This window comes from Paraburkholderia oxyphila NBRC 105797 (genome assembly GCF_000685075.1).
Classification (GTDB): Bacteria; Pseudomonadota; Gammaproteobacteria; order Burkholderiales; family Burkholderiaceae; genus Paraburkholderia; species Paraburkholderia oxyphila.
The window spans coordinates 39,382-52,691 of record NZ_BAYD01000067.1; the positions used below are offsets into that span (position 1 = coordinate 39,382).

The 13,310-nt window shown below is 59.1% G+C and carries 11 protein-coding genes; 9 read left to right on the forward strand and 2 right to left on the reverse strand.

The features are described from left to right. Positions 1-112: 112 nt before the first annotated feature. The 9 genes from BO1_RS53685 (at position 113) to BO1_RS32425 (ending at position 12,098) form a co-directional block, all read left to right on the forward strand. The gene (locus BO1_RS53685; protein WP_043287495.1) at positions 113-805 is read left to right on the forward strand and encodes a haloacid dehalogenase type II; all 693 of its coding nucleotides are present in this window, start codon (positions 113-115) and stop codon (positions 803-805) included. 88 nt (positions 806-893) lie between these two features. Further along, complete coding sequence (locus BO1_RS53690) at positions 894-1,730, forward strand: alpha/beta fold hydrolase (protein ID WP_052409686.1); 837 nt, start codon at positions 894-896, stop codon at positions 1,728-1,730. An 88-nt stretch (positions 1,731-1,818) separates the two neighbouring features. Next, positions 1,819-2,742: a ketopantoate reductase family protein gene (locus BO1_RS32395; RefSeq protein WP_028221106.1), complete on the forward strand. Its 924-nt coding sequence runs from the start codon at positions 1,819-1,821 to the stop codon at positions 2,740-2,742. A 542-nt stretch (positions 2,743-3,284) separates the two neighbouring features. Next, a complete protein-coding gene (gene glcD / locus BO1_RS32400) occupies positions 3,285-4,784 on the forward strand; it encodes a glycolate oxidase subunit GlcD (protein WP_028221107.1) in 1,500 nt (499 codons plus the stop codon). After that, a complete protein-coding gene (gene glcE / locus BO1_RS32405; protein ID WP_028221108.1) occupies positions 4,784-5,851 on the forward strand; it encodes a glycolate oxidase subunit GlcE in 1,068 nt (355 codons plus the stop codon). The genes glcD and glcE overlap by 1 nt, the downstream gene beginning before the upstream one ends. Before the next feature lie 15 nt (positions 5,852-5,866). Continuing rightward, positions 5,867-7,105: a glycolate oxidase subunit GlcF gene (gene glcF / locus BO1_RS32410; RefSeq protein WP_028221109.1), complete on the forward strand. Its 1,239-nt coding sequence runs from the start codon at positions 5,867-5,869 to the stop codon at positions 7,103-7,105. A gap of 230 nt (positions 7,106-7,335) precedes the next feature. Next, a complete protein-coding gene (locus BO1_RS32415) occupies positions 7,336-9,513 on the forward strand; it encodes a malate synthase G (RefSeq protein WP_028221110.1) in 2,178 nt (725 codons plus the stop codon). Positions 9,514-9,536: 23 nt separating this feature from the next. Further along, positions 9,537-11,105 (forward strand): amidase, encoded by a 1,569-nt coding sequence (locus tag BO1_RS32420; protein WP_043287498.1) that lies wholly within the window; start codon positions 9,537-9,539, stop codon positions 11,103-11,105. A 99-nt stretch (positions 11,106-11,204) separates the two neighbouring features. Further along, complete coding sequence (locus BO1_RS32425) at positions 11,205-12,098, forward strand: DUF427 domain-containing protein (protein ID WP_218002840.1); 894 nt, start codon at positions 11,205-11,207, stop codon at positions 12,096-12,098. A 145-nt stretch (positions 12,099-12,243) separates the two neighbouring features. On the opposite strand, the gene BO1_RS32430 is transcribed toward BO1_RS32425, so the two are convergent. Together BO1_RS32430 and BO1_RS32435 are read right to left on the reverse strand one after the other, a co-directional pair. Next, positions 12,244-12,897 (reverse strand): ANTAR domain-containing response regulator, encoded by a 654-nt coding sequence (locus BO1_RS32430; protein ID WP_028221113.1) that lies wholly within the window; start codon positions 12,895-12,897, stop codon positions 12,244-12,246. Further along, positions 12,898-13,310: transporter substrate-binding protein (locus BO1_RS32435; protein ID WP_028221114.1), on the reverse strand; the 413-nt coding region annotated here is incomplete at its 5' end.

Consider the following 13,310-nt stretch of genomic DNA (forward strand, 5'->3'; position numbering starts at 1 on the left):
TAGGAGGCGTCCGCGCATCGTATGGTGCGACGAGAATATAGCCGGCGCGGTAATTTCTTGTATCGTTCCGTTATAACGGTTACGTAAGGTCGGGAGACTGAAGGAGATCGCTGTGGACTCGATTCGCGCCTGTGTCTTTGATGCCTATGGCACGCTGCTGGACGTTCATTCCGCGGTGAAGCGCTATGCCGATTTAGTCGGCGTGGACGCCACTGTCGTGTCGGCGTTGTGGAGGCAGCGCCAATTGGAGTATTCGTGGACCCGGACGATGATGGGCCGGTATGCAGACTTCTGGCAGCTTACGGAAGAGTCGTTGGATTTCGCCCTGCTCAGTCATGGTCTCGCTGGACGCGTGGGATTGAAGGAACGCTTGCTTGAGGCGTATTTCGAACTCGACGCGTATCCCGATGCAGCCGAGACGCTTCAAGCACTGCGTGAGCATGGATTCCTCACGGCAATCCTTTCGAATGGTAGTCAAGGAATGCTGCAAGCGGCGCTGAAGGCCAGCAATCTGACTGACCTCCTTGACGTGTGTATCTCAGTGGACGAAATAAGGATCTACAAGCCCGATCCGCGTGCTTACCAACTCGCATGCGATCGTTTGAGCGTCTCGCCACAAGAGATCTGTTTTGTGTCCTCGAATGCGTGGGACCTCGGAGGAGCAGGAACGTTCGGATTCGAAACGATACGGGTGAATCGGCTGAATGGCCCACAGGAATATGCGTTCGCGGCGCTGCGCCATCAAGTACAAAGCCTAAGCGAACTCGCGCGTCTTCTGGGCGATTCCCGAGCCGCCAGGACATAGACACGACGACGGCGTTCGAATTAACGCGTTGACGTGAATGCCCGCCATTTGCACCGGTGGAAAATTGACTGGACAGGGAACGTCGCACATGTCGGAGCGAATAGTGGGTCGCGTGCAGGTTGAACGACAATGGCTGGCGTACTCGCGTAGCGCGCCTGCCCCGTCCGTTGTTCTGTTGCACGGCATCCCAACCAGCAGGTACCTTTGGCGCAACATTACTAAACTTCTCTCGGCGGCGGGGCACGGGTGGATCGCGTTCGACCTCCTCGGATACGGCGAGTCGGACAAGCCGCTCGGCGTCGATCCAGGCATCAGGGAGCAGGCTCGTTTCATCTCCTCGGCGCTGCATCAGCTAGGGTGGGCTGGCGGGACAATTGTGGGCCACGATATCGGCGGCGGTGTTGCTCAGCTTCTGGGATTGGATGAGTCGCTAAAGATCGATCGTCTGGTACTCGTTGACAGTGTTGCGTACGACTCGTTTCCTGAACCGGGGATTGCCAGACTGAAGGAGCCTGTTTGGGAACAGATTCTGGGCGCGCCCGACTTTGATCTCAAAAAGGGACTCCTGAAGGGGTTGCAAAAGGGTATCGTGCATTCCGACAAGGTGACTCTCGAGTTGGTCGACCAGTATGAGAGGCCGTTCTCCGGCGTTGCAGGCCGCCTGGCGTATCTGAGGGCAGCACGCTCCCTGCGAAGCGAGGACTTGGTCTCCAGATCGCACGAAATTGAGCGCCTCGCGATACCCGTGCTGCTGGTCTGGGGGAGCATGGACGCGTTTCAACCTTTGAGATTTGCGCAGCGGCTCGCCACTGCCCTGCCAAACGCGCGTCTCGAGGTGATCGAATCTGCCGGGCATTTTCTGCCAGAGGATGTGCCGGATGCGTTGGGCGAATTGATTGTGAACTTCCTGGAAGCAGCGGAATAGCGCCGTCTTTGACTCGCACGCGAGCCGAAAGTCAGACGTTACATTCCGGACTCCACGTATCGAAGACTTATCACGTTGTGGAATACCGATGAAAATTGCGATATTGGGATCAGGCGGTGTCGGCGGGTACTTCGGCGCACGGTTGGCGGCTGCGGGGTACGACGTCACGTTTGTTGCTCGCGGCAAACACCTGGAAGCCATCCGGCGGAACGGTCTGCGCGTCGTCAGCCCGATGGGCGATATTGAAATTCCGAACGCGAGAACCGTCGATGCCGTCGATGGCGTCGGCAAAGTCGACCTTGTACTCGTTGCTGTGAAGCTTTGGGATACCGAATCCGCTGCACAGTCGCTCAAGCCGCTTGTCGATCAAGGTGCCGCCGTCGTGTCCTTTCAAAACGGCGTGCACAAGGACGAAGTCCTTGCCAGGCATCTCCCGCTGCAATCGATCTTTGGCGGCGTGTGCTATATTGCTTCGGTGATTTCCGAGCCCGGCGTCATCACGCACAGCGGCACCATGCAAAAACTGACGTTCGGCGAATACGACGGAAGCCAGTCACCTCGCGTTACGGCGTTCTACGACGCCTGCCAGATTGCCAAAATCACTGCTGAAATCACCCGTGATATCAGGCGACTGATTTGGGAGAAGTTCGTTTTCCTCGTTGGCCTGTCGGGAACCACAGCATCGATTCGGAAACCGATTGGCCCGATACGGGAAAATCCCCGCACTCGAGAGTTCCTCCTTCAGGTGATGGAGGAAGTCGTGGCAGTCGGGCGAGCGAAAGGTGTCGACCTTCCCGCCGATTTCGCGCAAGACCGTCTGGCATTCTGCGATAGTATCCCTGCAACAATGACATCGTCGATGCACCATGATCTCGAGCGGGGTAATCGATTGGAACTGCCGTGGCTCAGTCGAGGCGTCGCCGAATTCGGTGCGGAATTGAATATCGCAACGCCCAGAAACCGCGCAATCGCGGATATTCTCGAGCTCTATACGCCGGGCACGCCGCAGTAATGCATGCAGGATTGGCTGGCAACACGCCAGGGCCATGAGGTACTGCATTTCATATCTGCCATGAACCTTGACGCATAGCTTGAAAGCCTCTTTTACACAAGGCCCATTTCTTGCTTGACTGTTTAGGTAACCTAAGTTGAACGCTGGAAATCTCGTTCAGCGGCCGGAGGCGTAACTCAGGTCAACGCCCTATAGAAAAAGCGAACCAGGTCACGCTTCTGAGCGGATGCTAATTCGTTTTTCTGTTGTACCGATTTCGCCGCGCTCACTCGCAGTCGTGCGTCCTCGTATTCTGGTCACCTCCATGGCGGTATGAGCGGGTGTGATGCCTCCATCCTGGCGAGGCCACGGCTAAACGTATAGCTCTACAATGAAGAATATGTCTTGAACGCCTCGAATGTACTCGTTCAAAGGCTATTGCAAAGTTGGCGGGATCAGCGTTCTCAGTGGGACGTTGGCTTTTTCCAAGCGCAGGAACGGATCCTGGCGGGAACGTCAGCGATTGTCCGGCTACGATTCCAAACGAGATCCCGGAGGAGAAAATGAGCTTCGCTTACGACGAACGGATCGATGGGAAGCTTCCCGACTTTGACCGTGATGCGACTATTGCGGCGTTACAGGCCGCCGTGCCGGACTTGGCCATTCTTCATAGCACCGAGCACTTGCGTCCGTTTGAATGCGATGGCCTGTCCGCCTACCGTACGTTGCCGCTGTGCGTCGTGCTGCCCGAAACGATCGAGCAGGTTCGCGGAGTGCTGCGATGCGCCAAGGCCCGGGGCATACCGGTTGTTGCTCGAGGCGCGGGCACGGGCCTTTCGGGCGGTGCAATGCCGCTCGCAAAGGGAATTCTCCTGGTGATGGCGAAGTTCAATCGAATCCTCGAGATTGATCCGATCGCATGCACGGCACGCGTCGAGCCAGGTGTCCGGAATCTGGCGATTTCGCAGGCGGTTGCCCGGCATGGCCTCTACTATGCACCCGACCCGTCTTCCCAGATCGCGTGTTCGATCGGCGGCAACGTCGCAGAAAACGCAGGCGGGGTTCACTGCCTGAAATACGGGCTTACCGTTCACAATATCCTGCGGGTCGATATCGTGACCATCGACGGCGAGTTGATCACGCTGGGCTCGGACGCGCTCGACAGCCCAGGCTTCGACCTGCTGGCGCTTTTTACGGGCTCGGAAGGCCTGCTGGGGGTCGTGGTATCGGTTACGGTCAAGTTGCTTAAGATACCCCTACGCGCGAAGGTTCTTCTTGCGAGCTTCAACGATGTGCAAAAGGCCGGTGCCGCGGTCGCGAGCATCATCGGCGCGGGAATCATCCCAGGGGGACTCGAGATGATGGACAACCTCGCGATTCGCGCGGCCGAGGACTTCATCAAGGCCGGCTACCCTATTGATGCCGAAGCCATTCTGCTCTGCGAGTTGGACGGGACGCCGAGCGACGTCGACGAAGACATGCAGCGTGTCGAAGCAATTCTTGGCGAGGCGGGAGCCACCGACATCCGGATTGCACGGGACGAGGCCGAACGCACGAAGTTCTGGGCGGGACGCAAGAATGCGTTCCCGGCCGTGGGCCGGATTTCCCCAGACTATTACTGCATGGACGGCACGATCCCCCGACGCGAGCTACCGAAAGTTCTCACCGGAATTGCGAAGCTTTCGAAGGAGTATGGACTGCGGGTTGCGAACGTGTTCCATGCGGGCGACGGAAATATGCATCCGCTGATTCTGTTTGATGCCAACACGCCGGGAGAACTCGATCGAGCCGAAGGCATTGGCGGCAAGATCCTCGAACTGTGCGTGGAGGTTGGCGGCAGTATTACGGGCGAGCATGGGGTTGGCCGAGAGAAGATCAATCAGATGTGCGTCCAATTTTCGGCGGACGAGATCGTCTTTTTCCATGCGGTCAAGGCGGCGTTTGATCCCTATGGGCTGCTCAACCCGGGAAAGAATATCCCAACCCTGCATCGCTGCGCTGAATTCGGCTCGATGCATGTCCATCACGGTCAAGTGCCATTCCCTGATCTGGAGCGGTTCTGATGGATGCGACAATTCAGGATGCAGACAGCAGCGCGATGCTGATCGAGGAAGTGCAGTCTGCCATCTCGCGCAACTGTCCGGTGCGCATTCGAGGTGGAGACACCAAGCGGTTCCTCGGTCGGTCGACCGACGGAGAAACAGTCGATACGCGCTGCCATCGTGGGATTGTCAAATATGACCCGACCGAGCTCGTCGTAACGGTCAGAGCGGGAACGACAGTGACGGAGCTCGACGCGGAGCTCGACGCCTCGGGTCAGATGCTGCCCTCGGAATCACCGACGTTCGACGGCGTCGCAACCGTCGGCGGCATGGTTGCCAGCGGCCTATCCGGGCCGAGGCGCCCCTACGGTGGAGCGGTACGGGACTTCGTCCTCGGCTGTCGGATCATAACCGGCCAGGGCAAGCACTTGAGGTTCGGCGGCGAAGTGATGAAGAACGTTGCGGGGTACGACGTGTCGCGGCTCATGGCGGGGAGCTTCGGCTCCTTGGCGGTGATCACCGAGGTTTCGTTGAAAGTGCTCCCGAAACCCCGTTCGACGCTCAGCCTTGGTCTGACCATGACGGCCCAAGCGGCCCTTGAGACTCTTTCGAAATGGCGCCTGGAAGGCGTACCCCTCGCCGGCGCCTGTCACGTCGATGGCATGCTGTACGTCAGAATCGAAGGCGGGGACGGCTCCGTCAGGGCTGCCCGTGAGCGCATCGGAGGAGAGCCGACGGCCGTCGATTTCTGGGGCTCGCTGCGTGAGTTCAGGTTGCCATTCTTTGCCGACAGGCGCCCACTTTGGCGCCTTTCCTTGCCTGCAGCAACTCCCTACATCGATCTTCCGGGCTCCGCAATCACAGACTGGGGCGGCTCGCAACGGTGGATCAAGACCGACGCTTCGCCCGAGACCATCAGGGAACTCGCCGTTCAGCACGGCGGTCACGCAACTTGTTTCACGCCAAACGTCACTGATTCCCCGTTCCACCCGCTGCCCGCTCCGTTGATGTTGCTGCATCAACGGTTAAAGAGGCAAATCGACCCACAATCGATTTTCAACCCGGGCAGGTTTTATGCCGAACTCTGAGGGGGGAACATTCTTATGCAGACGAATCTAAGCCCAGACGCGCAATCATTGCCGCGGGCCAGCGAAGCTGAAGCCATTTTGCGATCATGTGTGCATTGCGGGTTTTGCAACGCAACCTGCCCAACGTATCAAATACTCGGAAATGAGCTCGACGGGCCTCGGGGTCGCATTTACCTGATTAAACAGATGCTGGAGGGCCAAGACGTCAGCGACAAAACACAGACGCACCTTGATCGCTGCCTCAGTTGCCGAAACTGCGAGACGTCCTGCCCGTCCGGTGTCAAATACCACACTCTGCTCGACATAGGCAGGGCCGAACTCGAACGCCGTATCGATCGACCTTTCGCTGAGCGCGCGTTGCGTGCGGGGTTGCGATACGTCATCCCGCGAAGAAAGGTGTTTTCGACGCTGCTCGCGGCAGGTCGATCTGTGCGTCCATTGATGCCCGAAGCCATTCGCCAAAAAATTCCTTCGGAGATTGTCCACAGCGGCCCGCGCCCGGCACCGCGTCATGCGCGGCGTGTTTTGATGCTTGAAGGCTGTGTTCAACCTTCGCTTTCTCCGAATACGAACGTGGCTGCGGCGCGGGTGCTCGATCGTCTGGGAATAAGCGTCATGGCGAGCGACAACGCTGGATGCTGTGGTGCCACCGATTACCACTTGAGCGCACACGAGGCCGGGCTGAACCGTGCGCGGCACAATATCGACACTTGGTGGCCCGCCCTCGAACAAGGCGCGGAGGCAATCGTCATCGCAGCAAGCGGCTGCGGAGCGTTCGTCAAGGAGTATGGGGATCTTCTGGCGCAAGACAGGAATTACGCAGAGAAAGCCCGCACAGTTAGCCATGCTGCCAAGGACCTGTCGGAAGTCATCGGAAGTGAGCCGCTTGAAAGGCTACAACAGGTTGAACCCAAGCGAATCGCGTTTCACTGTCCCTGTACCCTGCAGCATGCGCAAAAGTTGAATGGCTCGGTAGAAAGCATTCTCGAAAAGCTGGGATTTGAACTGGCTCCTGTCGTCGACCCGCATTTGTGTTGTGGTTCCGCCGGTACTTATTCGTTCACCCAACCCGAGCTCGCGAAGAAGTTGCGCGACAATAAACTCGACTCGCTGGAGGCCGGTAAGCCCTCGGAAATCGTGACGGCAAACATCGGCTGCCAGGTGCATCTGAACGGCGCTCGTCGAACACCCGTGAGGCACTGGATCGAGCTTGTCGAAGAGGCCCTTGCTATGACCACGGGAGTCGGGCCATGAAAGGCAAGTCTCTCACGTCTCAGCAACACAAGGACATATTCAAAAACGTGCGCGTTGCAAAGTGCGTCGCTGGCGGCCGCGTTGGCGGCAGCGCCCAACTGATTGGGCTCGGTCAGCGAATCTGAGCTGTCGGCGTTTCCGACGCCAAATCGAATGAAGACGCGTTGTTCGCAAAGCCCGGCGTTCACGCTATCTCGTCATTACATGACCAACCGACAAAGGAGAGATGCATGTCCTACCTTGAAGTCAGTCGCGCCTTTGCGGTTGCAACGCCGCTTGTTCGATTCATCGAGGAAGAAGCGCTCCCTGGAACGGGTCTGAGTGCTCCGGACTTTTGGAAAGGCTTCGCATCGCTAGTCCAGGATCTCGCGCCAGAAAATCTCAGACTCCTCGATGAGCGTGAGCGCATGCAGCGCTTGCTCGATGAATGGCATCGCAAGAACCCTGGACCGGTGACGAACGTTACTCCATATCGTCAGTTTCTGGAATCGGTCGGGTACGTCTTGCCGCCCGTTTACGGCGTCAAGGTCACGACCACGAATGTCGATGAGGAACTCGCGAACCAGGCCGGTCCTCAGTTGGTGGTGCCGTTATCGAATGCACGCTATGCTCTAAATGCCGCCAACGCCCGTTGGGGTAGCCTCTACGACGCACTCTACGGTACCGACGCACTGCCCGAAGATGATGGCGCCGAGCGTCGCGCAGCGTTCAACCCGATACGCGGCCAGCGCGTAATCGATTTTTCCAGGCGTTTTCTCGATACTGTTGCGCCATTGAACGATGGTTCGCACACAGATGCTACGCGTTACTCTGTTTCGAACGGGCAATTGGCTGTGGCATTGGGTGACCGCACGACGGGACTGCGGGACCCGGCACAGTTCGCAGGCTATCAGGGGGACGCCCGAAACCCGTCTGCAGTACTGCTCAAACATAACGGCTTGTACATCGAAATCCAGGTGGATCCAGATCACCTGATTGGCAGGATGGACCGTGCGAATGTAAAGGACGTCGTGATCGAAGCGGCAATCAGCACGATCGTCGATTGCGAAGACTCGGTTGCGGTTGTTGACGCAGAAGACAAGGTCCATTTGTATCGGAACTGGCTCGGTCTCATGCAGGGCACGCTCTCAGAGATGGTTGCAAAAGGCGACAGGTCGTTCATGCGCCAGTTGAACAAGGATCGCCGCTATCGAGGGCCGGACGACGCGGAGTTCCAGGTTCACGGCCGGTCGCTGCTCTTTATCCGCAATGTCGGTCATTTAATGACCAGCAATGCGGTGCTCTATGATGAACGCTTTGAAATCCCGGAAGGGATTCTGGACGGAGTCGTGACGACGCTGTGTGCGCTGCACGACTTGCCGGTCAAACGCAATTCGCGGGCGGGATCGATCTATCTTGTCAAGCCGAAGATGCACGGTCCTGCAGAGGTGGCCTTTGCGGACCGGCTATTTTCCCGCATCGAGGACTTGTTCAAATTGCCCATTGGCACGTTGAAGATGGGCATCATGGACGAGGAGCGACGCACGAGTGTCAACCTGTCCGCGTGTATTGCTGCGGCAGCGGGCCGTGTAGTGTTCATCAACACAGGATTCCTCGATCGCACCGGCGATGAGATTCATTCAATCATGGAGGCGGGTCCTGCGCTGCGCAAAGCGGCGATGAAGTCCACGACATGGATTAGCGCATACGAACGCAACAATGTGCTGGCGGGTCTGGCGGCCGGGATGCGCGGCCGCGCGCAAATCGGCAAGGGGATGTGGGCGATGCCTGATCTGATGCGCGCGATGCTAGACGAGAAGATCGCACATCCGAAGGCCGGCGCAAATACGGCGTGGGTTCCGTCGCCGACTGCCGCCACCCTGCACGCGTTGCACTACCATCAGGTCGACGTACAGGACATTCAACGCCAGCTCGAAAAGATCGACTACGCCGCAGAGCGCGACACGCTCCTCGATGGGCTTCTCACCGCGCCGGTTTCGCCTTCGCCAAACTGGTCGGAAGCGGAGATCCGCAACGAAGTCGAAAACAATGCGCAGGGCATTCTTGGCTATGTCGTCCGCTGGATAGACCAAGGCATCGGCTGCTCGAAGGTTCCTGATATCGACAACGTCGCGCTGATGGAGGATCGCGCGACGCTGCGTATCTCGAGCCAACACATCGCAAACTGGCTCCGGCACGGTGTCGTGACGGAAACGTTCGTCAAAGAGACGTTCAGGCGCATGGCCCAAGTCGTCGATCGACAGAACGCCGGAGACCCGGCATACCGGCCGATGGCGGTCAATTTTGACGCGTCACTTGCCTTCCGTACGGCCTGTGCGCTGGCGCTCGAGGGTCAAACGCAGCCGAGTGGATACACTGAACCGTTACTGCATAAATTCCGCGCGGAGGCCAAGAAGAGGACGAATTAATTTCCACGCGTTTGGAGTACGAAATGGCTAATACAAAGTCTTCGCGGACGGATAGCGCGGCCCTTGACGCCGATATCGACCTCACGAACCTGACGATTGAAAGCGTTCAGGATGGGTTTCGCACTGGGCGGTTTACGGCCGAGTCGCTGGCGCTTGCCTGCTTCAAGCAAATCGAGCGGTACAACGGGAAGTACAACGCTTTCATCTTTCTGAACCCGTCGTCAATCGACGACGCGCGAGAAATTGACCGCCGCCGCGCTGCCGGTGAGGCGCTGGGTCCGCTCGCAGGCGTGCCGGTCGCGATCAAGGACGCGATGGATATGGTCGGATTCCCGACCACGGGCGGCTGGTCCAAGCTCTACAGCAAGACTGGGGGCGTCGACCTGATGCCGGATAGAGACGCACCGGTGGTGGCACGTATGCGGGCTGCGGGAACCGTGATGCTCGGTAAGACCAATGTGCCCGTGCTCAGCCACTCGGGCACACACGCCAACGATAGCTGGGCTGGTCCAACGCTCAACGTCGTGATACCCGATCGGGTCCCTGGGGCTAGCAGCGCGGGCACCGCAGCTGCGGTCGCATCGAACATGGTCGTTCTGGGGTTAGGCGAGGAAACGGGCGGTTCGATTCAGAACCCGGCGGCAGCGCAGGACCTGGCAAGCATAAAGCCGACCATGGGGCTTGTGCCCAACGCAGGCGTGGTGCCATTGTCCGGCAACCGTGACGTCGTCGGACCCATTGCCCGGACGGTGCGCGACGCCGCGCTCTGCCTCGATGTGCTGGCCGGTTATCATGGAGAGGATCCGAAGACGCTCGCATCAGTCGGACAGGTGCCAGAGGGCGGATACACGTCCCAGCTCAGCAAGGACGCTCTGAATGGGAAGCGGCTCGGCCTGTACGGAGCAGGCTGGCGAAACCAGCCGTTGTCTCCGGAAACCGTGGCGCTCTATGAGCGCGCGAGGAGGGAACTGAAGTCGCTCGGTGCAGTGCTGGTGGAGGATCCGTTTGCAGGATCAGGTTTTGCCGACTTGCGGGAGCCCACGCCACCGACTGCAAATTTTGATGCCCGCGGCATGGAATCGATCCCGTATGACGTTCAGATGTACCTCGAACGGCTTGGGCCGAACTCACCTCTGAAGACGTTCGCCGACTTCGCCATGGCGACGGCGGACGAAAACGCGTTCGGACCGACCGGTGTGCTCAACTTCATGCCCAACCTGCGGCAGTTTCCGGCTGCACTGGCGGATCCGTCGTATCCGCCGGATATCTCGGACTTCATTGCATTGAAGGCAAAATATCTGCGTATCTTCGCGGAGGTGTTTGACAAGGCGGACCTCGACGCGGTTGTGTATCCTCAGATGCGTTGCGAACTCCCCTTGCTTCACAGCGGAGAAACGATTCAGGAAACGACGGTCGGCGAGATCAACATTGCGGGGCTTCCCGGCGTCACGGTGCCTGCCGGCTATTACGCGTCGGGTTCCCCTTTCAGCCTGATTTTCGTCGGACGCCAATGGGCCGAGGCTGAGCTCGTGGCCTTGGCCTATGCATATGAGCAAGCAACGAATCATCGCAAGTCGCCACGCCTCTTGTGAGCGCCGTTGCGATTTCGACTCTGCGAATTGCCGGTCCTCCACGCGCCAGCAACGGCAACGAACTCCGTTTCATCGCTTGCTTGCAGAAATGAAAGGAGCATGTCTATGGGGCTCTCGTGGCAACAAGGTCCGCTGGGCGAAACATCGCTGGGACGCTTTCTCACTTCCGAACCAATGCCGAAGCGACTCGTTTTCGCCGAACCGTTGCGCCGGCGGCTGCGTGTCAAATTGGCCCGCGAGTGGATTGCCGACAGCGAGGGCGTGATCCTTCTCCACGAACCCGGACGCTATCCGGTAGCTTTCTTCCCGCTCGTCGACGTGCGGAGGGACTTGCTCATTAGCGAGAGCCGGACGACTCAGCACCGCGACTTCGGCGATACCGGCTGGTACACCGTAGCGGTCGAAGACAGACGGGCTGCCCACGCAGCATGGCAGTATATGAAGTTGCCCGAGCACGCCAGCGAACTGAGGGACCGCGTGGCCTTCGCCTGGCGGGCAATGGATGCGTTCTATGAGGAGGACGAGCGCATCGTCGGTCACGCCGCCGACCCGTATCACCGCATTGACATCCGGCAAACGTCTCGTCACCTTGTGGTCAAGGACGGCCTGAAGGTAATCGCCGACACGAAACGCCCAATCGTGCTGTACGAGTCTGGCTTCGCGCCGCGCTGGTACGTTCGGCGTGAGGACATCGACGAGACAGCACTGACGCTGGTCGAGGGTCAAACATTCTGCCCCTATAAAGGTTTAGCGAGCTACTACGATATTGGTGATCGCCAGAAAGCGGCATGGTGCTATCAAGAGGCATGGCCGGAGGTTGCACGCATCGCCAACCTCATTTCGTTCGAACCCGACAAGATCGACGTGCAACTTGATAGCAGGAGACTCGTCCTCGAGCCGGGACAAGCAGTCACGCCGCACGGAATCGACCGGGGCCTCGATCCGGGCGAGATTCTTGCACGGGGCGACGACGCCGCGTTCCCGCGCGAATGAGCGGGTGTGTTGTGATCGACGGGTGTGGCACTTTCGGCGCCGGCCCAAATGTGCGTCCTCGGACGACCTTGCACGCAAGGATATGTGTGCAACGTGGCAAACTCGCTGCCGCAGCGGGCCCATGAGCAACGCTATGCGCCAACCGTCACTCCGGCTCACGCGCCTTGAACGACAGGATCTCGTTTGCGTTGATGATCGCGGAAGCGATGTCCTCCGCGGTCACGCGCTTGCTCATCGCCTGTTCGCGGATCACCTTGTAGGCATCGTCTTTCGTAATGCCACGCTGCTGGCACAGAATGTCCTGCGCCTCGGCGATCTTCCGAACGCCGACAAGCTTCTCTTCGAGCCTGCTGATGCGCCTGCGCTGCTTCACAAGCTCGGTGGTCAGCTCGCGCGCGAGCACGAGCGAGCTGAGCAGACCGAATGAGCGCACCGGCGAAGCGACAACACCTTTTGCGCCAATCCGCAGCACCGCTTCGATGATCGTCGGGTTCTCATAGGTGATGACCGCAATGACCGGCGGTGCGCTGTCACCTGCGCACCAGCTGAAGTCGTGCTGGAGAATGTTCGGATGCAGCGCCATGAAGACGAGGTCGGTCCCCGCGGGCGGGAGTGGCAACGGCGGCCAGAACGCCTGCACCTGGCATCCGATGCGTTGCAACTGACGCGTCAGCCCTTCTCCGTCCTGGTCCTGCGGGTGAAACACGCAAACGCGTAACGAGCGCAAGTCCTTGAGGATCTGGGGAATGGCCCGGGCCGAAGGTTGCACCGCCCGTGCAACGTTGCGTGTGCGGTTCATTCACGCCTCCAGCGAACCGAGGGCAACGGTCCAATCGCCGAGCGAATGGGTGACCAGATACGGGTCCGGGCTCACGGCACGCTTGGACGCCCGCACGATCGTGAACTCGCCTTTCGAGTTGACGCGGCCGATGCGCGGGTACAAGCACGTGTGATGATTGCTCGGCTCGATGCGCACGCGCCCCTGCGGGGCGATGAACTCGGCCCCCAGCAGCTCCGGCATCAGCGCGTCGATGTCGTCGCTGCCGCTCGCGCGCATCGCATTGGCGAACAGATGCACCTGGAAATAAGCCGCTTCCCAGCACGCGTTCGGCACGGCTTTTCCTTCGAAGCGATCGCGAAATTTCGACAGGCAAGCGTGATTCTCGTCCGTGTCAATTGTCTGAAAATACGGCGCCGAGGTGAAATGTCCGG